Source organism: Acinetobacter pittii ANC 4050 (assembly GCF_000399685.1).
Taxonomy (GTDB): Bacteria; Pseudomonadota; Gammaproteobacteria; order Pseudomonadales; family Moraxellaceae; genus Acinetobacter; species Acinetobacter pittii_E.
The window spans coordinates 591,651-612,126 of the sequence record NZ_KB976987.1; the positions used below are offsets into that span (position 1 = coordinate 591,651).

Genomic DNA, 20,476 nt, shown 5'->3' on the forward strand with positions numbered 1-20,476 from the left:
GCTGTATATGAAGCTCTATTGATGACTTCAGATAAATATTAAGATTTAAATTAAAAAAATGTTCAATTCAAAGCAACTGTCTATTATCTGATTTAATATTTATCTATCAATAATTTACTTTTTTAAAAGATTGTAAGTGCTTAATTATTAAGTAAATCTAAACTATGCTGATGTGACAATCGTTATTTAATTTGCTAGATTGTTTGGTTTTTATAAAAGTGGGCGGAATTTATGAAGACATTTTTAATTATTTCTTTATTGGGTTTTGGGCTAGTTGGTTGTGCCTCATCTACATATAACTCTCAAGAAAATTATTTAAATAAACCTCCAGTTGTCCCAGTCAATAAAGCATTTAATAGTTTTAAAACACCAGATCATGGACTTTTTACTGATCAAGATATCTATAATATGCCGGAAAATTCCAATATGAATTTCCGTTATGAAATTGCTTTTTAAAGCAAACCAATTAGTAAATTAACAAAAGGATGAGCAAAGGTGGCTTAACACCTTTGCTGACTCAAGATAATGAATAATCGATATCACCTTTAGGTAGTTTTTTAAATTTTAAACTGTTAAATTTTAATGATTGAAAAAAGGTACTTTATATGAAAAATTTTACTATTATTGCTTCTTTATTTTTGTTAGTTGGGTGTACTATAGGTCATAAACAAACTACTCCTGTTCAAGTGACTGATACTAAAATTACCTCAGAAGCTGAGAAATATAAAAAACAATATCAAAAGAAAATTTATAAAATATGGGATATTCCAAAGTCTTCTACAGGCATGAGTGCAAGTGTAAAAGTCTTTTTAACGGATAGTGGTGAAATTGAGCAAATTATCTTTTTAGATAAAGAAGAGCAAAAATTTAAAACAAGTATTGAAAAAGCAATATGGCGTGCAAGTCCATTTGTTTTACCCTCTAATCCTGAGTCAAGAAAGCAGGCAAGAAAATTCAATATGAAATTTCAAGCAAAATAAGTTAGTTATGTATAAACACTGAGAGCAGATTATAATTTTTAAGGGAAATTAAATTTGCTCTTTGGTTATTTATAGCCTTGATATATTAGGTTTTAGCTGCGTTGAAGTGATCTTTAAGAGCTAAATTCAACTTCAAAAGTAGCAAGATAACATTTCAGTGTAGTTAGAAAATAAGACATATTATTTATAAATTAAAAAAATATAAAAATTAATTACATTACTATCAAAAGGTAACATAAACAAAACTTTAAAAGAGTAAAAATCATTATAAAAAATAAGTGAATTTATAAAAATGTCTAGAAAATATATGAGTGAAGTAATGAAATCTCATAGCGAGAGTAAAGCTACTAAAGTTGTAGCGTGGTGCATAATTTTATTCGGAATTGTTTTAGGAATTTCCTTTATTTTGTCATATGGGCAAGTTGAAACAAGAAATGATAATTTAGACATTATTCAGGTATGGTCCACAGAAATGATTACCATAGGTCTTTTTATTATATTTAATGGACTGTTGTTTGGTTATTTACTTCTAAAAATTAGTAGTATTTTGAATCATCTAGAAAATAATAAAAATTAAAAATTTTATTTAGCAAAAATTATTAATAATTTTTAGCAAAGATTGAAAGTAAATTTTTCAAAAAAAACTTTTTATATAAGAATTTATGTGATTTATTTGGCATTTTATTATTGAATGTGTGATTGGTTTTAATGTTAACTTGCAAAGTACCTATACTTTTTACATTCGGTTTATGAGTTTTACCCTATATTACATAAAAAAATAATAGATTAAAAAAGTATATGAATATACTCATAAGAAGATAGGAGGTTATGATGCCAAAATATCTAGCTATAGCGGATAAGGTTTATAAAAAAATTAAAAATGACAACTTGTTTTCTGATGACATGATAGAGAACTTAAATTGTTTAGTCGGTCTTATTCGTAATACCATAAAAGGGACTGAATTTAAATTAAAGTATAACTTTATTAATTTTGAAGACTGTTTAACCAAACCTACTGAGCAATGCTCAGTAAAAATTGATTTTAGTCTTATACCTAAATTTGAAAATGAAGGGGAATTTATTTTATGGTTAGCGGGATTTATTGAAAGGATCACTGAGGGTGGAAAACCTAAATTTCCCCCAATTTCACAGTTAGTGCCTCAAGGTTTTAGTTTGGGAAGTGAAAGTATTCCCGTAACCACTTTACCTGAAAAAGAAGAAAATGCAGAAATGATTGTTAATTATTTTAAATCAGATGATTATCTTAAAAATAATAAATTGCCCTCTTAAAATGTATAAAATTTATAAACCGCCTTTTATGGCGGTTTTTTTGCAAATGTATCTTAAAGTGTCTGTTACACAAATGGTGAATGTTTAGGGTTGAATATATCTTTCAATTATTTAAGCATGGAATAACACAAGTTAAGTAAAGGATAAATCTCATGATTGATGAAGAAAAACCCTTAAATTTTGACGATGATGAAGAACCTCTTGATTTTGCAGATGAAGAATTTATCGATGATAAAAAAGAGGATGAGTTATATAACACCATTACCAAAGATGGCTCTAGTGTAGATCCGGCCGATGATGGTGAGCGGCATATTCGCCCTGAAGATGGTGATCCGATAGAAGTTGAAGAGTAATCCATAGCCCAATTCAATATTGGGCATTTTAATTTTTAGCGTATTTTAAAGAGTAATCAATACTAGATATTGTTCTACCATTAATGACTTAAAAAATTGAGAGTTAAGTCATAAGAGTAGAGATGTTTGGCTATATCTTTCTAGAAAAAGGTAAGATGATTGGGAATTAAATGCAAAAAATATTGGATTATCTTCGCAAACTTTTTACTGCTATGTCTCGGTCAAGTGATGCTAATAATAGTCTCATTGCTACAGCAACTGATAATGGCACTGAAGAAGTTGGTTTCGCCGTTGATGAGATGTCTCTTAGTCAAGTCGGTATAAACCACATTTGTAATTTTGAAGGACTAAGACTCAACGCTTATGACGACGGAGTAGGCGTGTGGAGTATCGGTTATGGAACAACACGATATCCCAATGGTGTGAGCGTTCAAAAAGGTGACACATGTACCCTTGAGCAGGCCAAGGCTTATATGCAACATGATTTAAAAATATTTGAACATGCCGTAAATAACGCTGTAAAAGTTCCTTTAAAACAAAATCAATTCGATGCATTAGTATCTCTAACCTACAACATTGGGACAGGTGCTTTTAAAAACTCAACCTTACTAAAAAAATTAAATTCAGGTGATTACAAAGAGGCTGCAAATCAGTTTGATGTATGGGTAAACGCAGGAGGTAAGCGTTTACCGGGATTGGTGAGACGGCGTGCCATGGAAAAGAAATTATTTTCATCTCCATAGCTTTAATGAATTAAGCTTTATCCCCTAAGGTAATTCTAAGCCTGTTTAATGCTCCCATGAGTGAAATACTAGCTGTTAACTCTACAATCTCTCTTTCACTGAAATATTCTGCTAAGTGAGCTTTTACAGTTTCAATATTTTCAGATAGAAAAGTGACTGCTTCTGCAAGTTCAAGTGCAAGAAGTTGTTTCTTAGAAAAGACATTCGAATGTTTATAGCCCGGAATTTTATCAATAACTTCTTGGCTCATACCCATGTCTCTTAATTCCTGTGCATGAAAAGCACAGCAGTAAGCACAGCCGTTAATTTGTGACACATACAACTCAGCTAAAGCTATTAATTGTGGATCAATTCCAGAGCTTCGAATTGAGGCATGTGCAGAGTACAAATGATTAATCGTTTTTTTAGCAACTTCTTTATATTCCATAATATAGGCCAGCATTTGCGTGATAAAAATCTATTATTTATCACTAGGTATAGATTGTAAATTAGGCACTATTTTGTTATATAGGTATATTTTTTATACCTACATCATCAATGAAAGATAATATTTCTGGCTGTTCTGTAGAAGAGGCAATGACTGTATTGGGTGGTCGTTGGAGAATGTTAATTATTTCATTTCTCATCGAACGACCTATGCGTTTCAATGAGTTAAGACGTGCCATTCCTAATATTTCTCAAAGAATGTTAACTTTGGAATTGCGTTTTCTCGAAGAGGAAGGATTTATTAATAGGGAAGTTTTTGCGGAAGTTCCTGTTAAAGTTGAGTACTCTTTAACTGAAGATGGCAAGAAATTAAACGGCTTGGTTGAGGTGCTAAAAGAAGTAGGCACTTGGTTAAAAGCAAGATAGTTCAGCTATTTTTAGATTATGACGCCAGAAGATGAAATTAAGTTAAAGAACAGTATCTATAAAATTTTAGGCATAAAAAAAGCCTGATGCTACGAATCAGGCTTCAGTATTCATCGACAATAGGAGTTGATGAACAAGACCAATCTAACAGACCTGCTCTGTAAAGGCAAACTGAGGCTTGAATTGCTGAGTCAGCTAAAATTAAATTTTTCAGAATATACGCATTAAAAAAGCCCTTGCTCGAAAGCGAAGGGCTTAGTCATTCATTGATCTACCAATGAACTATATAAGGCTCATCTCATACTAAGAACAGTATAACTGAATTTAGGGGAGTAGAGAAGAAAACCTTTAAATAGCTTACTTATTCTATTTGTACTTAATTTATTGAGGCATATAGCAAGTTACATCAATAGTAAACCAAGACACAAAACTTGCACTTTGTATTCTGGAGTGTGTGGTATTTGTGTGTAAGCCCCGATTAGATTGGCTTTGGGAACGAAGCAATAGCGGTTAAATGATTCAAATAACGTTTGGAGTGAACATTTTGAAGAATCAGGGCGGATGTAAGCAAGGAAGTAAATAAATATGAATTTGATTAGATTAGAAGAACTCTCATTGATGAGTAATGCGGTTTTGACACCTCAATTAAACAATTGGCCATATATACAATCAGCAAATTTAGAAGATACTGATTGTCAAAAGCATAGAGACAGTTTTTCCGAACAATCTGATAAAAAATTTCATAAGGAATGGCGAAAACAACAAAAGAAAATACTTAAAAATATTCCGAGTAATGCTGTGTTACTCAGTATGAATGACTCTATTTAGTCTAGACGTCAGACAATTTTATAAAGACATAAATTACAAGGATGAGCTGTTAGCTAAATAACTTTACGTAGCTACACTTGTTAGTCATAACTTCTTCTAGAGATACTGAAAATATTAATAAATAACGAATATGTAAGGTAAGACGGGCAAATAGAAAATAACAAAAAAGGCACTTCTGTAGAGGTAATTTTTATGGTTAATCTTCACCAGAAATCACTTTTTGATGTTCTGACTCAACATCAGGCTTATCTATATCGAGCATCCTCAAGATCGGTCAATGAGCTTCTTAATTTATTTAATTCCGAAACGGTTAGCATGCTTACCAAGTTAAGTAATTTGTTAGAGGGACTAAATGAAAAGGAAAAAACAGCGCTAGCAGGTGGGCTTTACTCAACAGCTCCATTAAAAGAGATACGTACACTAATTTCTCAATGGTTTAATGTAACGAATGATGCACTGATTGATACGTTTACCGTCTCTGCTGTGGCATTGGCTGTCTATGAAGCCAGATATATGTCAAAAATTTTTGGTGGTAAACATAAAGAGTTAAAAGGTGAACAGCTCTATAAAGCTGCTAAACGTATTCCTTTAGCAGGTGGCGCATTGGTAGATGAGTTGCTCTTGAAAATTGTAGAGGTGGCGCGTCAACGTGTCGAATATGCAATTCGGGATGGTCTTAATACTGGAGCCACAAATCAACAAATTATTCAAAGAATTCACGGCACTAAACGCCTTAAATATGAAGATGGACTATTAAATAGCACAAAGGCGGATATTGAACGAACTGTACGTACAATTCGAAGCCATATATCCAATCAGGCCTATTTAAATAGCTATAAACAGTTAAAGTTTGAATATGTCAGATTTGTAAGTGTCCTTGATGGAAGAACCTCTAAAGTATGTGCTGCGCTTGATAGTAGTGTCTGGACCATCAATGATCCTACAAAGAAAGTTCCTCCTCTACATCCTCATTGCCGTAGTATTTTAATTCCAACACATGAAGATGGTCAGCTCGTAGGCAGCCGAGCTTTCATTATGGATGAAAGAAAATTTAAGGATATTCCTAAAAGTGAACGTGAACAATTAACTGGTCAATTAGATGCAAATACTTCTTTTAAAGAATTTTTTAAATTGACAGATGATTTTTTTCAAAAAGAGTGGTTAGGACCTAAAAGGTATCAACTATATAAAGAAGGGGAATTCGATTTTGATAAGTTTTTTGATCCAGAAGGGCGATTATATACACTTGAGGAGCTTAAAGAACTGGATGAGCGGGCTTTTAAAGCTTTGGGATTGTGATTGAGGATAGCAGCATTTGGATAGGATTTTTATCTTAAATAACTTTTTTGGTTTTAACTAAATATACACACTTAAACAATTAGTTGAAAAAAGTTTCCATTATTTAGTCAGGTAGCATGTTAAGTTTTTCTCAATCATAAAAAGTTAAAAAGGATGAGAATATGAAATTTTCCTACCAAGATCTTGACGGAAATAATGTTGAAGTGGAATGTGAAAGTTATATCCATATCCCATCAGGAGCGGCTGTAAAATCTACAGAAGCCGGCAATTATCATATAACTGAAAATTTTAGCTTCTATAAAAAAATAGAAGCTGATTCTGTACCCATCTATCGGTTTGCTATTGATCGTAATTCTAATGTGTTTAACAGTGATGAACTTCCCGCACTGGCTCAAATCGGCAAAGATTGGAAAAATTTAGACTAGTTTTCAATCCTTCTAAAGCCCTCACCCGAGGTTTTTAGACTAAATTTTAAATGATTTATTTCTTTTTAAATACAAGCATTAAGCCTATTAAAATTGTCATCATTCCAATTAAACCTGCCAGTGGCAACTTATTTTTCAAAATTAGAAAATCTAAAATTGCAGTAACCACAGGGACTAAATAAAACAAGCTTGTAACATTTACAATATTACCCTGACTTAGAAGTCGGTAAAGTAAAAGTTGAGCAACTACAGAAATTAAAATTCCAAGAAATAACACAGAAATAATGAGTTGTGAATTCCACGTTATTTCAAAATGTTCAAACGGAACTATAAATAAGCAAACGACAAGACTAACTACATATTGGAGCGGTAAGATATCAGTTGGAGCTTGTTGAATATTCTTTTGCATGATGGCGCCAAACGTTATACAGATCAGTGCAGCCAAGGCAAAGAATATGCCGATTGGAGCGATAAAAGACATAGTTAGACTTTTCCACACTAAAAGGATGAGTCCAGCTAAAGCAATAAATAGCCCTAATAATCTTTCTTTTTGTAAATTCTTTTCTAGAAGACAAAGCGTCAAGATTGGCTGTATTCCCATGATTGTTGCCATTAAACCAGGAGTAACCCCGTGAGCCATCGCTTTGAAATAACAGATTGAATAACCTGCAATCATAAGCAATCCAGTCAGTAAAACTTGCTTTCGAGTTCCGTGCTTGGGTAAGAACCTTTTTCTGAAAATCGCAAGTAACAACAGAACAATCAAAGCGATAGAAAATCTTAGAATTAATAATGCTATGGGTGAGGCATTATCGAGTCCCCATCGAGTAAAAATCGCGGCACTTCCCCAAAGTAAAACAAAAATAGATGTCGCACTTTGTGATGCGAGCAGCTGTTTATTTAGGCGCATAAAACCTCCTCCTAGTGCGTAATATCTAAGAAATACGAAGTGATAAAATGATTTGTAAGTACAGTGATTAAAGGTTTATTTAGTCATTAAGCAATTCATGGATAACTTCTTTAAGAAAAATGAATTGGTTTAACTTCTTCTAATTTCAGTATGAGAGAGACAACAAATAAAGAAAAGCGCATAATTCTTTTATATACTATTTGAAAATCGAATAGATAAATCCTAATGAATTTAAAAAACCTACAGATCGATTGGTTAAAGTGTTTTGTCACCGTAGTAGATACAGGTTCACTATCGAATGCAGCCCCTGAGTTATACCGCTCACAGTCTGCTGTTAGCATGCAATTGAAAAAACTAGAAGAAGCGCTACATTGCCAACTTTTAATACGAACACATCGACAAATTGAATTAACGTCGCAAGGGCAGCTACTTTTAGGTTATGCACGTCGTATTCTTGACTTGCATGCTGAAGCTCAAATGGCATTTCACGGAGATGAACTGAAAGGGCGTATACGTCTTGGGGTACCCGATGATTATGCAGCGAAATATTTAACGCCCGTACTGAAGCGTTTTGCACCACGTTATGGAGGAGTTGAAATCGAGTTGATCTGTGAGCAATCTACTTCGTTAATACCGCGGGTAGAAAGTGGGGATATAGATTTGGCATTAATTTCAAGAGATAACGCTCGTCAAGGCACACTTTTATTTCATGAACCGATGGTGTGGGTAGGCTCCCCACAGTTTGAGCTTTGGCGAGAAGACCCACTTCCAATTGCAGTTTATGAAAGTACCAGCCAAGCAAAAAAGAGTGCGATTAATTCCTTAGCATTACAAGGACGCCGTTATCGTGTGGTATATAACAGTTCAAGCTTAGCAGGCCAAATTGCAGCAGTTGAAAGTGGTTTAGCAATTGCTGTGTTCACACAGTGTAGTGCACCCGAGCATTTAACGATATTGGGGGCTGATCATGGCCTTGGACCTTTAGAACCGATGGAGGCTGCTGTCTATCGAAGTAGGGCATCTTTAGAGTCAAAAGCTGTAGATCACTTATATGACTTACTCATCAAAACACTTCGGCATTCGGTTAATGTTTGATTTTAACATTTTGGGGAACTACTTATATTTGTTTGCACATTTTGTTTTGAAATTTAAGATATATCTAAATAGCTTTACATTTTTGCGTTAAATCTACAAAAAAGCCTAGAAACCTATGCTGATCGTAAAACTAATAAAAAGTATTTATTAACTCATTAATTTAAACAATTCATGAGGTGAAACATGACAAAAATTATAGTGTCTTTAGGTTTAGCTGCTTTTATTGCTTTAAGTGTGAGCGCTTGCCAAGGTGAAAACGACACAAACCAGCAAGATAAAACCACGACTCCACATTCAATGGATAAGGATTCATAACCTAGTTAAATCCCTAAAGCCCGTCGTAAGATGGGTTTTTTTTATATCTTTTATTTTTATGCCAAAGTGTGATTTGTAACTCAAAATATTTATTTTTAATGGCACTGTTCAAAATATGTTGACTAGTACACTAGGTTTTAAATATATTTAAATTCGAAACTCATTATTTTAAATAGAACTCTATATTTAAAATAACTTGTTTAAATATCATCAGTTCAGAAATTTAACCTTTAAATTTGATTATAAAAATATAAATGAATCAAGGAGGTGGGTATGGATGCTAAATTTCACTCTGAAAATGAATATGGTTTTATATTAAATATATTGAACCATTATGTCGTGATAAAAAAGTCATTAAAAGATGACCATTATCCTTATGATTCATTTGGTTATCTTCTTGCTCTTTATCAGCCGCTAAAAGTCTATATTCCCCAACTTCCACAGCCGAAAATTTATATTGAGATTGGTGGAATTTCTTATGACAGAATAATTGTTATGCAAACAGAAGAAGAGACAGAAGCCATGAATGTTTTAATGGATTTAGGACAGCTTGTTGTTTAAAAATTAGTTTTTTTTAAATGAGTTCAATTTACTTACGGACAATTTTTCTTAAGTAAATTGAACAAAAAACTTTAAGTGAAAATTAGATTTAACCAGAAGAACTCATAAAATTATTCCTTGTTTTAATTTATCTTTTTTAAACAAAGCCTCTAATAAGATACAAAAAACCACAAAAGCTAAATCTATAACTTTAAAAGAATTTGTTTATATAACTAAGACTATTATAAAACAGGTAATTGTAATGAAAAAAATACTTTTAACAGCATTGGCTGGATGTGCTTTATTAGGTAGTAATGCTGTGATGGCTAAACCAGATGCTGCTTTATTAAAAGAAGCGACAAAAAATGTAGTCACAGTATCTAAAGTAAAAACTTTGGCTGATGAAGCTGGAGTAACTTTAACAGGAACCATTGTAAAGCATATTGCTGGTGATCATTTTGAGCATCAAAGATGCAACAGGTTCCATCATTATTGATATCGACGATGACTTATGGAAGCCTTTACAGTTAAAAGCAGGGGATAAAGTCCGTGTGGTTGGAGAGGTAGATAAGCATAGAGTTAAACCTACCGATATTGAAGTTTTTCAAATTGAACGAGTTAAATAAAACAGTTTAATTTGCATAAATTGTGTTCAGGTTAGTAAAAGAAAAATCCTAATTTTAGGAGTTTTCTTTTAAAGGCAATAACTTTCTATTATTGGGTCGCATTAAATGCCTCATGGTATGCAACATTCGCTTTTGGAATATTGCCGGAGAAAGTTAGAGCTTGAAAATACTCACTCGGTACATCAGGCAGAATTAGCTCAGGATAATGTTTAAAACCAAATCGGTTGTAATAGCTTGGATCACCTAATAAAACACATCCTTGTGCTCCGAGTTGTTTTAATTTTTCCAATGACTTATTCATGAGGAGTGAGCCAATACCACGACCTTGTCTAGCGGGGTGAACAGAAATAGGACCTAAACCATACCAACCTATTTCACCTGAACTCATTTGAACGGGTGAAATAGCAACATGGCCAATAATAGAGCCATCTTCAATTGCCACTAGAGAAATAGTGAGTTGACCGTGAGTTCTTAAACTATTAACAATAAAATGTTCGGTATGACTTGTGTGCTCAGCATTTTCAAAAGCTGCTTTTGTTAGTTTTTCTATTGCTTCAATATCTTTATCTTGCTCATCACGAATAATAATATTCATTAAAAATTCTTCCAGATTTATTGTTTAGCTATACGGTTTAACAAAGATATGCAAGAGTGCAGATCAGGAAACGAACGTGGTTGCTTATAATTCTATTCTTTAAAAATATTAAAGGGATAGGAGTCGCCTAATAAAAAGCCAGCTAAATAGCTGGCTTTCTTGTGATTTGAAATATTCTTAGCTACGGCTTTCAAGAATATTTAATGTATTGTTCCATTGATCCTTTTGACTACTATAATTATCACGTGAACCTTGTGGTGGATTGTTTCTAATAAAATTCATTAACTCAGTGCGTTGTTGAGTGCTTGGTACTGAAATAACATCTGGATTTTCTGCAATACTAGTTCCAATACTATTTATAACACTGTCTTTCACTGCAGAATCTTTTTTATCTAATACTGACAATGTACCCGAAAATTCTTTCCCATTTAGGACAGAGGAGGCAACAAAACTGGATTCATTTGGAGAAATTTCATCTTGCTTAAGTATTTCCTGATTCATTGCGTGAGTATCTTTTGATGATGGATTTGTTGACGCGTAAGTTGAAATTAAGGCTTGTTTTACTTCATCACTAGTAGTTGAAGCTGCTTTAAGTTCATTAACGGATTCGGCTATTCGCTTACGTACAGCTTCATTCTCAGGTAGCGACTTTTTAAGTTCATGTTCCTTTTCAGTAAGTAGTGAAGCATTATTAAGAGCACCCAAAGCCGCACTTTGTACTTTCGGATTAGTATTTTTTAAATATGGAATGATATCGTTTACTGCTTCAAGTGGATTTAATGCAGTCAAAGAAATTAGAAGTGCACTTAAAGCATCAGAATTTGATTCATTTTGTTTTAATAGATCAGCTAATTTATGAATTTTATCTTCACGTGTATATGAAGAATTATCATTTATAGCCATCATGCTTTGTGCCCATTTAGGGGGAGAACCATAAGGAAGATTTTGTGTATTCTCGGAAGATTCATTATTAACTAGAGCACTATTAGCGTTGATATTAGTCTTTTCTTTAATTTGGTTCTCGTCATTTTGAATTCCCATATCATTTTGCTGGGAGAAAACAAAGAATCCAATAAGTGCTAACACTACTACCGTAAAAACAAAATAAATTAACTTTCTATTATTTTTCATACTACTCACATTTTTCAAATAAGAATGCCCTTAAAAGATAATGTAAGGGCATCAAAGCAATTTTAAATTAAGTTCGAGTAATTGTTAGCAACGAACTACCAAATGTCGTATTTGGGAAGCTACCGCCTAAATTACCATTACCTGTTTTAGTATATAACCACTTAACAAAAGCATCGCAACGGAATGAACCTTTCTTCCATGTGTATGCAGTACATGCACCACTTGAGCTATATGATGCACAAACTTGAGTGGTGGGGTTTGGTGTTGACGACCATAAATTATATGCAACATGCGGCTTCTGCTGATTAGAAAGGTTATTAATCTGACTGGTAGCGGAAGTAAAAGAGGATGACCACGTAAACCTAGATCGCGCTTTTGCACCCCAATATGTATCCACTTTAAATCCAGCTACAGTGACATTTTGCACAATATTTACATAAGGTGTCGCATTCATTACTTGCACAACATTATTAGATGAGGCAAGAAGCCCCAAATGGCCTAATGAGCCAAAACCAGTAACTGATAAATCACGGCCTAGTTTTATATATTAGAAAACCAGCTAATTAGCTGGCCTTTTACCTACCTAACAAAATTACGAGCAACTTTAGACAGATTTTTAATAATCACATCTCTTTCATAGCGAAAATCGAATGTTTTAGGATTTTGAACATTTAAAACTTTCTGTTGAGCCAGTGTTAGTGGAATTTTTTCATTTTTATTACTAACAAGAGAGTTATCAATATCAATCAAAATGTTCAGCTCATCAGTACGTTGAACATCTAGCCATTGGATTTGAACATTCATTTGGGGAAAATTGGCATTCAGGAAAGGACTAAATTTTTTAGTATTTACTATAATTTCTTTACCTTCTAATTCAATAAAAAGCGTTTTATCTGTATTTGATAGCAACACATCTTGATAAATGTGACCATTTGGATGTGAAAAAATTTTATCCCTATCAAGTCTTATCTGTTGACCTTCATAATCAAAAAACATTTTTAGATTCCATCTTATCATTGAAGTTTCGGCCATTCTGTGTGGCCTATGATTTACTTGTATCATTTATTTAGATGAAATGTGTAGTTTAACCTACATATGTACATTCATTTCTCAACAAAGAATATGTTCTATTACTAGAAAAGACCACAATCCGACATTAGGTCGGATTTTTTATTGTGTTATCTTAATTTATATAGGTTGTAACAATCTCGAAATATATGTCAAAAATCTCACATTAACTGTCATCCAGCGTACAATTATGACAGCTAACTCATATAAGCCTTATTTTTGTTATTTTACCAAACGTTAAATTATTTTTAACTTTATTTGTGCCATTCGTCAGAAAAATTAGATAACTATTTCATATAATTAATGCTATAAATTGATAGAGTTATCTAAATTAATTTTGTTTAATAAATATACTGATTGATAAAAAAGGCAACTTGGCTATATTCCATACATATATTGCAAAATCAGCAATATATTTCTAGGATGGAATAAAAATGAAAAAAAGAGTAATAAAAATAGCAATAGTGAGCTCATTATCTGTAATAACAAGCATGAGTTATGCGGAAGGATTTAAAAGATTCTCTGTATCTGCTGGATGGTTACATGTAATGCCACAAGGTAAAGCTAATCCGTTTAATATTAATACCGCTGTTAAAAATGGAACTGCTGCTAAAGTTGGCACTATTTCAACAACAAGCTTTTTAAACTCTGTTGATCCAAATGCCACAGAGGTAGATTTGGGCGGCGGAGTCTTTAATCAAAAAGAATTTCTAGACCTGGTTCTCAAAGAGGAGTCTATGCGAGAAATTATTCTTGATGCAGATGGCAATATTAAACCTGAAGTTTCAGGTATTGCGACGGTTCGAGGAATCGAAAACTGGCAACAAAGTGATGCAGGCCTTGAAGTTGATGATGTAGATACGTTGGGATTAACCTTTAACTATTATCTGAATGATAATGTGTCTTTACAATTTATTGGCGGAATTCCACCTAAAGTGGACGTTAAAGGTAAAGGAGAAATCTTAGCGCCATTAAGTGGAGTCGCCATGTCTCCGTTTGACTTGGTAAAATACCTTTTCCCGAATGGGATTGCCTTGGGCCAAGCGATTCCAATTACTAACTTAGGAAATAAATCTAAAGCTGCATCTATTCGAGCATGGACACCAACGATAGAAGCGCAATATCAATTTGGTAGAAGCGGAGTAAATAAGTTTAGACCTTATATTGGTGCGGGCTTAATGTATGCTCATTTTAATGATATTAAACTTAATGATGGGATTCACTCTGATTTAGTCTCCGCAGGTCATATGATTCAAAATGTCTTAGATGGTAAAGCGGGAGCGGCTCTAGATCGAAAAGAGTCGAGCGGAAAAATGGTGGTTAATGTCGATACAGATGACGCAATAGCCCCTATTTTTACTGCTGGTTTTACCTATGATTTTAATGACTCATGGTATACGGTTGCTTCAGTATCTTATGCAAAACTAAACAACAAAGCACAAATTGATGTAGTTAATCAAAATACGGGCACTCGCTTAATACATGCAACAACAAAAGTTGATATTGATCCGCTGATTACCTATTTAGGGGTAGGGTATCGATTCTAAGTTTTAAAAAAAGGTATCTCAGAATTAATAATATTAAATTTTTGAGATACCTTATTTGTTACTATTTATAAAAAACAACTATTACTTATTAAACTTATACATAACGTAAAATTCTATAAAACTATTTTTAATATAATAATTTAAAAATATTTTGAGGGTTGGAAATTGAAAAAAATCATTAAAACTTTATTTTTAACATCATTAATCTCAATGACTTCATTTACTATTTATGCAAAAAATATTGAACAAAAAGTTAATTTTTTACAAGGTTCACCGCATACTAATTTAACTGGAAAATTTCAGGGCTATGATGATGTGCGGTATAGAATTTATGCAAAAAAAGGTCAAATATTAAAATTTGATATTAATAGCCTTGGTAATTTAGCCTACGTTAATATTTTTGCACCCGGAACAAAGCCTGGTAAAGATACAGCATTATTGATTGGCTCAACAGTAGGTTTTAAAGGAGAGCTAATTTTACCAGCCGATGGTGATTATATTATTCAAGTTTATCAAATGCGTAATAGTGCCCGTAAAAATAAAACTGTGAAATATAATTTAGACCTTGAACTTTTAAATAAAGTAAAAAAATAAGAATTGATAAAATTTACTAGCTCTCAAATGAGAACTAGTAAATTTGCACAATAGTCTGAAAAAAACTATTCGGCTAATGTAAATGACTCACTTATACCGCAATTTTCTACAAACAATGGGTCGTGTGAAATGAGTAATACGGCACCTTCATAACTCTGAATTGCATGAGCGAGTAATTCTCTAGATTCAATATCTAAGTGATTTTCGGGTTCATCTAATAACAGAAGTTCAGGTGTAGGTTTTATCTGACTAAGGGCCAATAAAGCTACTTTTAGTTTTTCACCACCACTTAGCTGAGACAGTAGTTGTGTACCTTTATCACCGCGGATTCGGAGTTGACCTAATAAATTCCGCCACTCCACTTCTGAAAGTTCACTATTCATGTGGCTTAGATTTTCAATCACCGTCATTTCATCACATAAAAAGCTAAAGTTCTGGTCGAGATAAAAACACCCTACAGATAAGTGGATGCTGTCACATGGCTGCTTGTTCTGTTCATAAATTGCTTTAAGCAAAGTTGACTTTCCAATGCCATTTTGTCCAGTTATGTGAATTTTTTGAGCAGCTTGTACAGCGAGATCAATGGGTCTTTGAGTTCCATGTTTCAGTTTAAGTTTTTTAATACGAAGTATTTCACCTGATTTCTTCTGAAAAGTTGGGAATACAAACTGTTGAGGTTTGACGGTTTCAAGAAGCATTTTCTTGTCTTTTAATTCATTTTGACTGTTCGAAATTTGTCGTAGATGTTGAGTCTGTAGAGCGCCAATACTTTGGCCTGCTTGTTCCTTTTTAAAGTCGAGCAAAATTTTGGCTTGAGAATTTGATTCTCTTAATTTATTACCAGCACGCTCACGTTTTTGAGCTTTCATTAATACATCATGCTGCTTTTGCTTCATGTGTTTAACTTCACGTTGGTTTTGTTGAATAGATTGCTCTAGAGCAGCAATATTTAACTGATATTGCTCATAAAATTTTTCATAGTTTCCTGTGGTGTGATGTAGTCCATGTTCATTTAAATGATAAATATGGTCTACTTCATTTAATAAAGTCCGATCATGGCTAATAATCAGTCCACCTGCTGGGTGTTTTTTCAAATGACTAATTAACCATTGCCTAGATTCCTGATCTAGATGATTGCTAGGCTCATCAAGTAATAGATAGTGATCTGTTTTTAGAAATAAACAGCTTAAAGCTAACTTGGTTTTTTGACCTTCACTTAAATTTTTAACTGGAAAATCTAAATCTGTTGGTAAACCAGCATTTTCTAATAGGGTATTCCATAAGGTGGGTAAGTCCCATTTACCTTCTAATAAATCATAATCTTCAAAACTAGCATCACCTTGTTCGACTCTTTTAAAAGCCTGATAAATATTTAAGATATCTAATGCTTCGGCAATGGTCAGCGCCGTCAAACGATGTAATTGAGGTAAATATGCATGCTTCACATGCCAAGATATTTGGCCAGAAATAAAAATTGAATCTGCTGCAAGCGTCTCATTTAACATTTGCATAAGCAAAGATTTACCTTGGCCATTACGACCAATTAGTGCAGATACCTGATTTGATTCAAGACTAAAATTTAGATGCTTAAACATTACCTTTGAAGGGAATTCTAAGGTAAGTTGCGATATTACACATGCCTGTTGAGTCATAAAAAACCTCATAAATACAGGATGTACAAAATAGGATAATAATAATTTTTAGGAGAGATGGTAAATCACAAAAATAGTCTATTTTGCACATCAAAGAAAGAAAAAATTGATGAGAAAAAAGACTTACTTCATTGGCGTGACTCACAAATTTGGGGGAATAATGAACTATTCTATAGAGGTTTTAGGTAAGTGTAAAATTTCTCGAAGTTATTCTGTTAAAAAGCCCAATCATTAGATTGGGCTTTTGTCTTTCTAGGGTTTTACTCTTTTACGACTAAAACTTGAATTTTAGTGCTATTTAAAACATCTTGAGCAAAACTACCTAATATTAGTTTTTGGAAGCCTTTACGACCATGTGAACCAATCACAATCAAATCAGAACCTAAGTCTTCTACAGCTTTCAAAATACCATCTGAAGAAATTTCACCTTGGATAATTTGAGTCTCTGCATCAATACCTTCTTCTGCACATAAAGCTTTTACTTTAGCGAGAGTCTTTTCTGCATTGGCACGTGCTTCAACAAAATAATCTTTTACAACAGGTGAGATGTAATAAAAATCTACGCCACTAAAAGGGTCTACCGCAACCAAACTAATGGCGGTCAATTTACTACCAAATGCCTTTGCAATATGGGCTGCCTGTCTAGCTGCTGCTAAAGAAATTTCAGAACCATCTACTGGTACAATAATATGTTGATAATTCATGATGTTATTCCTCTTATTTACAGTTGTTATATGTATGAAGCTTTTATTAATTAAAGATTAACATATTTCATTCTTTGGAGACATCTATTCAATTGAAAGTAATTGAAATTAAACAAAAACAATATAAATCATTATTTTGAATTAATTTTCTGCTTCGCTGTAAATGGGTGACCACACTACAGAAGTAAATCTTTAATATCTGCATGAAAATTACAAAAAATTACTATTCATATTTCTGTCACATAGAACCCGTATAACAAAATAGTAAATTTAGGGGGAGAAAGGAAGATGGCAAATTTAACAGCAAAGAAAGTAAATAAGCTCATTGAAGAGTTTCGTCAAACAGGTAAAGAACCCCAAAAATTAATCATTGGCTACAAAACTTATGCCCGACTCATGACGGAAGATAAATTTGCAGAAAAAGTTGTTCCTTCACTCGAAGATTCAAAAGAACGTTTATATAAAAATTTAAAAATTAAACTTGTAACTGAAAAACATTACTTTGAAATTCGTTAAAAATTATGTGAACTGCATCACTGGTTATTAAAACAAAGTAACACTAATTAAGTTTAATAACATGATTATTGTATGATGATACAAATTAATAGTGTAACCAACATTTGAAAACAGCAATCGTTTATAAACTCGATAAAATAAATTGCTTTTATTTTAAGTAGTGGAATAAATTGAAATGCCAACATTCAGCGTAATTATATTCTATATATTAGCTATATTAGGTGCTATAGCTATTATTTGTGGACTATTCAGTTTAAGTGTTTTTTTAATTGTCATTGGGTTAGGTGTATTATTTGCAGCATTACTATTAAAAAATGAGTTTAAAATAGATATTTTATTTTGGGAATAAATATAATATTTATCTTTAATTTAATTTTCATCGACTAGAAAAAGTATTTCAATATAACTGACATAAAAAGTGTCAGTTTTAAAAATATTAAATTAAGATTTATTTTGATCAAAATAATTACAATAAAATATTAAAGTTATTTAAGTATTTAAAACTAAAAAAGTTTCCTTTAGGATAAAAGTAAAATTGTAAGAACGTTTTAGCTATTAAACAATAACAAAGTGAGGTGAGCATGTCTTATAAGTATGAGTATGCAGGGTTTTGGTTAAGATTTGGTGCAATGATTATTGATAGTCTGATTCTTTTTTTAGCAATTATTCCAGCGGCATGGATTTTTTATCGGGGAGATTATGACTTGGTTTTTGCTACTGGCTTAAGTAGTCAGCCACAAAATTATTTGTTCGATCTTATTGTGAACTATGCATTTCCTTTCTTGTATTCAGTTTTATGTTGGTTGTATTTTGCGGGAACACCTGGTAAACGTTTAATGCGATTAAAAGTTTTAGATGAAAAAACAGGCAATAAGCTCACTGTTATGCAAAGTATTATCCGCTACATTGGCTATATTCCATCAATTTTAGTGTTTGGCATTGGCCTTTTCTGGGTTGCATTTGATTCTAAAAAACAAGGGTGGCATGACAAAATGGCAAAAACAGTCGTAGTCAGAGAGCTATAAGAATTATGGCAAAGGCGTTCATAGCATTGAAAATAGCAGGCTATGAACGCTTTTTATTAGTTTCTTTTGGTTTTAAATTTAAGTATTACAAATACAAGGATACCGACAATTAATCCCCAAAATGCTGAACCAATACCGAAAAATTGAATACCCGAAGCACTACATAAAAAGGTAAATAATGCGGCTTCACGTTCTTCAACTTGAGCAAAGGCAATTGCAACGTTGTGGCTAATCGTACCAAGTAAAGCAATGCCTGCCAAAGCTACAATAAAAATGTGAGGAAATGACATCAATAAACTTGTGAGTGTTGCAGCAAACAAGCCCATTAAGATGTAGAAAAATCCGCAGCTCATGCCCGCAATATAGCGTTTGTTAGGGTCAGGATGAACTTGATCATCTAAGCTTACCGCAGCACTAATGGCAGCAATATTTACGGTGTAACAACCAAAAGGGGCAAGTAAAGCTTGAGTTAAACCTGTCCAGCCAATGAGTTGATTAACGTGTGGTTTATAGCCATAACTTTTGATCATGGCAATTCCTGGTAAATATTGCGAGGCCATATTAATCACAAACAGTGGTAAAGCTAAGCCCAACAGTGCCGACCAACTAAAGTCTGGACTAATCCAAACAGGTTTTGCTAAAGACCACTGAAGTGTAGGCATATGAAATTCTAAAAAAATGGGGCAGAGGGCAATCCCTGCAATTGCGGTAAATACAATGCTGTAACGCGGCCACAATCTTTTTGTAATGACATAAATGCTAAGTAAGGACAAAATAAATGCCCAATCATTTTGTAAACTTGCGAAAAGTGAGATACCAAATTTGAGTAAGACCCCAGCAAGCATGGCACTGGTTAAGCTTTGAGGAATATATGACAAAGCTTTTTGAAAAATACCTGAAAAGCCCAAAATAGCAGTGAGTAAACCACCCACTAAAAAAGCACCAATCGCTTCATTTAAACTATATCCACTGCCTGTCGCCATAATTAAAGCAAGACCAGCGGTTGACCATGAAGTCGCTACGGGATATTTAAATTTCCAAGAAAGAATGAGTCCCGATAAGCCAATTCCTAGACCTAATGCCCAAAACCAAGAGGTAATCTGTTCAGGTGAAGCACCTAAAATTTGAGCCGCTTGAATGACTAAAACGGCCGAAACACTAATACCGATTAAAAAAGTAATAAAGCCAGCAAATACTGCCGGAATTGAAAAATCTTGAAGAATCTTTTGCATAATACGTGTTCTAAATCCAAGAAAAGTTTATAGGCTTCTGCCATTGCTTCCAGTTGGGGTGAATTTAACAATTTTTTTTAAGAAGGTGCTTTCTATTTTGAGCATAAAAAAGAAATAATATTTTTAAAATATTGAATAATGCTATTATTTATTTCG

Annotated in this window: 27 protein-coding genes and 2 pseudogenes; 20 read left to right on the forward strand and 9 right to left on the reverse strand. The window is 33.0% G+C overall.

Going from position 1 to position 20,476, the window contains the following annotated elements; genetic code table 11:
- Positions 1–231: 231 nt before the first annotated feature.
- The 6 genes from F931_RS06700 (at position 232) to F931_RS06725 (ending at position 3,366) form a co-directional block, all read left to right on the forward strand.
- The gene (locus F931_RS06700) at positions 232–456 is read left to right on the forward strand and encodes a hypothetical protein (protein WP_016140637.1); all 225 of its coding nucleotides are present in this window, start codon (positions 232–234) and stop codon (positions 454–456) included.
- A gap of 149 nt (positions 457–605) precedes the next feature.
- Positions 606–980 (forward strand): TonB C-terminal domain-containing protein, encoded by a 375-nt coding sequence (locus tag F931_RS06705; RefSeq protein ID WP_016140638.1) that lies wholly within the window; start codon positions 606–608, stop codon positions 978–980.
- Positions 981–1,287: 307 nt separating this feature from the next.
- Entirely contained in the window at positions 1,288–1,557 is a 270-nt protein-coding gene (locus F931_RS06710) for a hypothetical protein (RefSeq protein ID WP_025470281.1), read from the forward strand.
- Between the two features lie 254 nt (positions 1,558–1,811).
- Entirely contained in the window at positions 1,812–2,270 is a 459-nt protein-coding gene (locus tag F931_RS06715; protein ID WP_016140640.1) for a hypothetical protein, read from the forward strand.
- A 152-nt stretch (positions 2,271–2,422) separates the two neighbouring features.
- Positions 2,423–2,623, forward strand: a complete 201-nt coding sequence (locus F931_RS06720; RefSeq protein ID WP_005073749.1) for a hypothetical protein — start codon at positions 2,423–2,425, stop codon at positions 2,621–2,623.
- Between the two features lie 170 nt (positions 2,624–2,793).
- Positions 2,794–3,366, forward strand: a complete 573-nt coding sequence (locus F931_RS06725; protein ID WP_016140641.1) for a lysozyme — start codon at positions 2,794–2,796, stop codon at positions 3,364–3,366.
- Positions 3,367–3,376: 10 nt separating this feature from the next.
- On the opposite strand, the gene F931_RS06730 is transcribed toward F931_RS06725, so the two are convergent.
- Positions 3,377–3,793, reverse strand: coding sequence for a carboxymuconolactone decarboxylase family protein (locus tag F931_RS06730; protein ID WP_025470282.1), 417 nt, complete (start codon positions 3,791–3,793; stop codon positions 3,377–3,379).
- 110 nt (positions 3,794–3,903) lie between these two features.
- On the opposite strand from F931_RS06730, the gene F931_RS06735 reads away from it, so the two are divergent.
- The 4 genes from F931_RS06735 (at position 3,904) to F931_RS06750 (ending at position 6,770) form a co-directional block, all read left to right on the forward strand.
- Positions 3,904–4,218: a winged helix-turn-helix transcriptional regulator gene (locus F931_RS06735; protein WP_016140643.1), complete on the forward strand. Its 315-nt coding sequence runs from the start codon at positions 3,904–3,906 to the stop codon at positions 4,216–4,218.
- Between the two features lie 585 nt (positions 4,219–4,803).
- Positions 4,804–5,046, forward strand: coding sequence for a hypothetical protein (locus tag F931_RS06740; RefSeq protein ID WP_016140644.1), 243 nt, complete (start codon positions 4,804–4,806; stop codon positions 5,044–5,046).
- A 192-nt stretch (positions 5,047–5,238) separates the two neighbouring features.
- Positions 5,239–6,345, forward strand: a complete 1,107-nt coding sequence (locus F931_RS06745; RefSeq protein ID WP_016140645.1) for a minor capsid protein — start codon at positions 5,239–5,241, stop codon at positions 6,343–6,345.
- A 161-nt stretch (positions 6,346–6,506) separates the two neighbouring features.
- Positions 6,507–6,770 carry a hypothetical protein gene (locus F931_RS06750; RefSeq protein ID WP_016140646.1) on the forward strand — a complete coding sequence of 88 codons (264 nt, stop codon included), beginning with the start codon at positions 6,507–6,509 and terminating at the stop codon, positions 6,768–6,770.
- Between the two features lie 55 nt (positions 6,771–6,825).
- Here F931_RS06750 and F931_RS06755 read toward each other — a convergent pair whose 3' ends face one another.
- Positions 6,826–7,680 carry a DMT family transporter gene (locus F931_RS06755; RefSeq protein ID WP_016140647.1) on the reverse strand — a complete coding sequence of 285 codons (855 nt, stop codon included), beginning with the start codon at positions 7,678–7,680 and terminating at the stop codon, positions 6,826–6,828.
- Between the two features lie 225 nt (positions 7,681–7,905).
- Between F931_RS06755 and dgdR the strand changes: the two genes are divergently transcribed.
- The 4 genes and pseudogenes from dgdR (at position 7,906) to F931_RS0103675 (ending at position 10,256) form a co-directional block, all read left to right on the forward strand.
- The gene (gene dgdR, locus F931_RS06760; protein ID WP_016140648.1) at positions 7,906–8,775 is read left to right on the forward strand and encodes a LysR family transcriptional regulator; all 870 of its coding nucleotides are present in this window, start codon (positions 7,906–7,908) and stop codon (positions 8,773–8,775) included.
- 183 nt (positions 8,776–8,958) lie between these two features.
- On the forward strand, positions 8,959–9,090 hold the full coding sequence (locus F931_RS06765) for a hypothetical protein (protein ID WP_016140649.1): 132 nt from the start codon (positions 8,959–8,961) through the stop codon (positions 9,088–9,090).
- A 273-nt stretch (positions 9,091–9,363) separates the two neighbouring features.
- Complete coding sequence (locus F931_RS06770; RefSeq protein WP_016140650.1) at positions 9,364–9,651, forward strand: hypothetical protein; 288 nt, start codon at positions 9,364–9,366, stop codon at positions 9,649–9,651.
- 241 nt (positions 9,652–9,892) lie between these two features.
- Positions 9,893–10,256: pseudogene (locus F931_RS0103675) on the forward strand (NirD/YgiW/YdeI family stress tolerance protein).
- An 88-nt stretch (positions 10,257–10,344) separates the two neighbouring features.
- Here the strand turns inward: F931_RS0103675 and yhbS are convergent.
- From yhbS to F931_RS06790, 4 genes are all read right to left on the reverse strand, one after another.
- Complete coding sequence (gene yhbS / locus F931_RS06775) at positions 10,345–10,851, reverse strand: GNAT family N-acetyltransferase (RefSeq protein WP_016140652.1); 507 nt, start codon at positions 10,849–10,851, stop codon at positions 10,345–10,347.
- Positions 10,852–11,028: 177 nt separating this feature from the next.
- Positions 11,029–11,982 carry a HEAT repeat domain-containing protein gene (locus tag F931_RS06780; protein ID WP_025470283.1) on the reverse strand — a complete coding sequence of 318 codons (954 nt, stop codon included), beginning with the start codon at positions 11,980–11,982 and terminating at the stop codon, positions 11,029–11,031.
- A gap of 67 nt (positions 11,983–12,049) precedes the next feature.
- The gene (locus tag F931_RS06785; RefSeq protein ID WP_016140654.1) at positions 12,050–12,436 is read right to left on the reverse strand and encodes a hypothetical protein; all 387 of its coding nucleotides are present in this window, start codon (positions 12,434–12,436) and stop codon (positions 12,050–12,052) included.
- A 125-nt stretch (positions 12,437–12,561) separates the two neighbouring features.
- Positions 12,562–13,014 carry a hypothetical protein gene (locus F931_RS06790; RefSeq protein ID WP_016140655.1) on the reverse strand — a complete coding sequence of 151 codons (453 nt, stop codon included), beginning with the start codon at positions 13,012–13,014 and terminating at the stop codon, positions 12,562–12,564.
- Positions 13,015–13,484: 470 nt separating this feature from the next.
- On the opposite strand from F931_RS06790, the gene F931_RS06795 reads away from it, so the two are divergent.
- From F931_RS06795 to F931_RS06800, 3 genes and pseudogenes are all read left to right on the forward strand, one after another.
- The gene (locus F931_RS06795) at positions 13,485–14,597 is read left to right on the forward strand and encodes an OmpW/AlkL family protein (RefSeq protein ID WP_016140656.1); all 1,113 of its coding nucleotides are present in this window, start codon (positions 13,485–13,487) and stop codon (positions 14,595–14,597) included.
- Positions 14,598–14,642: 45 nt separating this feature from the next.
- A pseudogene (locus F931_RS22355) lies at positions 14,643–14,741 on the forward strand (hypothetical protein); the annotation flags it as partial.
- Between the two features lie 21 nt (positions 14,742–14,762).
- Positions 14,763–15,191 carry a hypothetical protein gene (locus tag F931_RS06800; protein WP_016140657.1) on the forward strand — a complete coding sequence of 143 codons (429 nt, stop codon included), beginning with the start codon at positions 14,763–14,765 and terminating at the stop codon, positions 15,189–15,191.
- 65 nt (positions 15,192–15,256) lie between these two features.
- Here F931_RS06800 and ydiF read toward each other — a convergent pair whose 3' ends face one another.
- A complete protein-coding gene (ydiF, locus tag F931_RS06805; RefSeq protein WP_016140658.1) occupies positions 15,257–16,843 on the reverse strand; it encodes an ATP-binding cassette domain-containing protein in 1,587 nt (528 codons plus the stop codon).
- 260 nt (positions 16,844–17,103) lie between these two features.
- Positions 17,104–17,547, reverse strand: coding sequence for a universal stress protein (locus F931_RS06810; protein ID WP_002115225.1), 444 nt, complete (start codon positions 17,545–17,547; stop codon positions 17,104–17,106).
- Between the two features lie 288 nt (positions 17,548–17,835).
- Between F931_RS06810 and F931_RS06815 the strand changes: the two genes are divergently transcribed.
- The 3 genes from F931_RS06815 to F931_RS06825 all read left to right on the forward strand — a co-directional run bounded on the left by F931_RS06815 (position 17,836) and on the right by F931_RS06825 (position 19,088).
- Complete coding sequence (locus tag F931_RS06815) at positions 17,836–18,063, forward strand: hypothetical protein (protein ID WP_016140659.1); 228 nt, start codon at positions 17,836–17,838, stop codon at positions 18,061–18,063.
- 175 nt (positions 18,064–18,238) lie between these two features.
- Complete coding sequence (locus tag F931_RS06820) at positions 18,239–18,412, forward strand: hypothetical protein (RefSeq protein WP_016140660.1); 174 nt, start codon at positions 18,239–18,241, stop codon at positions 18,410–18,412.
- A 232-nt stretch (positions 18,413–18,644) separates the two neighbouring features.
- Positions 18,645–19,088 carry an RDD family protein gene (locus F931_RS06825; RefSeq protein WP_016140661.1) on the forward strand — a complete coding sequence of 148 codons (444 nt, stop codon included), beginning with the start codon at positions 18,645–18,647 and terminating at the stop codon, positions 19,086–19,088.
- A 56-nt stretch (positions 19,089–19,144) separates the two neighbouring features.
- On the opposite strand, the gene F931_RS06830 is transcribed toward F931_RS06825, so the two are convergent.
- Positions 19,145–20,320: a benzoate/H(+) symporter BenE family transporter gene (locus F931_RS06830; RefSeq protein ID WP_016140662.1), complete on the reverse strand. Its 1,176-nt coding sequence runs from the start codon at positions 20,318–20,320 to the stop codon at positions 19,145–19,147.
- Positions 20,321–20,476 lie beyond the last annotated feature (156 nt).

Bases quoted from the DNA above. Each gene is read 5' to 3' on its own strand.
- F931_RS06700 (WP_016140637.1), top strand. From the start codon at position 232: ATGAAGACATTTTTAATTATTTCTTTATTGGGTTTTGGGCTAGTTGGT.
- F931_RS06705 (WP_016140638.1), top strand. From the start codon at position 606: ATGAAAAATTTTACTATTATTGCTTCTTTATTTTTGTTAGTTGGGTGT.
- F931_RS06710 (WP_025470281.1), top strand. From the start codon at position 1,288: ATGAGTGAAGTAATGAAATCTCATAGCGAGAGTAAAGCTACTAAAGTT.
- F931_RS06715 (WP_016140640.1), top strand. From the start codon at position 1,812: ATGCCAAAATATCTAGCTATAGCGGATAAGGTTTATAAAAAAATTAAA.
- F931_RS06720 (WP_005073749.1), top strand. From the start codon at position 2,423: ATGATTGATGAAGAAAAACCCTTAAATTTTGACGATGATGAAGAACCT.
- F931_RS06725 (WP_016140641.1), top strand. From the start codon at position 2,794: ATGCAAAAAATATTGGATTATCTTCGCAAACTTTTTACTGCTATGTCT.
- F931_RS06730 (WP_025470282.1), bottom strand. From the start codon at position 3,793: ATGGAATATAAAGAAGTTGCTAAAAAAACGATTAATCATTTGTACTCT.
- F931_RS06735 (WP_016140643.1), top strand. From the start codon at position 3,904: ATGAAAGATAATATTTCTGGCTGTTCTGTAGAAGAGGCAATGACTGTA.
- F931_RS06740 (WP_016140644.1), top strand. From the start codon at position 4,804: ATGAATTTGATTAGATTAGAAGAACTCTCATTGATGAGTAATGCGGTT.
- F931_RS06745 (WP_016140645.1), top strand. From the start codon at position 5,239: ATGGTTAATCTTCACCAGAAATCACTTTTTGATGTTCTGACTCAACAT.
- F931_RS06750 (WP_016140646.1), top strand. From the start codon at position 6,507: ATGAAATTTTCCTACCAAGATCTTGACGGAAATAATGTTGAAGTGGAA.
- F931_RS06755 (WP_016140647.1), bottom strand. From the start codon at position 7,680: ATGCGCCTAAATAAACAGCTGCTCGCATCACAAAGTGCGACATCTATT.
- dgdR (WP_016140648.1), top strand. From the start codon at position 7,906: ATGAATTTAAAAAACCTACAGATCGATTGGTTAAAGTGTTTTGTCACC.
- F931_RS06765 (WP_016140649.1), top strand. From the start codon at position 8,959: ATGACAAAAATTATAGTGTCTTTAGGTTTAGCTGCTTTTATTGCTTTA.
- F931_RS06770 (WP_016140650.1), top strand. From the start codon at position 9,364: ATGGATGCTAAATTTCACTCTGAAAATGAATATGGTTTTATATTAAAT.
- yhbS (WP_016140652.1), bottom strand. From the start codon at position 10,851: ATGAATATTATTATTCGTGATGAGCAAGATAAAGATATTGAAGCAATA.
- F931_RS06780 (WP_025470283.1), bottom strand. From the start codon at position 11,982: ATGAAAAATAATAGAAAGTTAATTTATTTTGTTTTTACGGTAGTAGTG.
- F931_RS06785 (WP_016140654.1), bottom strand. From the start codon at position 12,436: ATGAATGCGACACCTTATGTAAATATTGTGCAAAATGTCACTGTAGCT.
- F931_RS06790 (WP_016140655.1), bottom strand. From the start codon at position 13,014: ATGGCCGAAACTTCAATGATAAGATGGAATCTAAAAATGTTTTTTGAT.
- F931_RS06795 (WP_016140656.1), top strand. From the start codon at position 13,485: ATGAAAAAAAGAGTAATAAAAATAGCAATAGTGAGCTCATTATCTGTA.
- ydiF (WP_016140658.1), bottom strand. From the start codon at position 16,843: ATGACTCAACAGGCATGTGTAATATCGCAACTTACCTTAGAATTCCCT.
- F931_RS06810 (WP_002115225.1), bottom strand. From the start codon at position 17,547: ATGAATTATCAACATATTATTGTACCAGTAGATGGTTCTGAAATTTCT.
- F931_RS06815 (WP_016140659.1), top strand. From the start codon at position 17,836: ATGGCAAATTTAACAGCAAAGAAAGTAAATAAGCTCATTGAAGAGTTT.
- F931_RS06820 (WP_016140660.1), top strand. From the start codon at position 18,239: ATGCCAACATTCAGCGTAATTATATTCTATATATTAGCTATATTAGGT.
- F931_RS06825 (WP_016140661.1), top strand. From the start codon at position 18,645: ATGTCTTATAAGTATGAGTATGCAGGGTTTTGGTTAAGATTTGGTGCA.
- F931_RS06830 (WP_016140662.1), bottom strand. From the start codon at position 20,320: ATGCAAAAGATTCTTCAAGATTTTTCAATTCCGGCAGTATTTGCTGGC.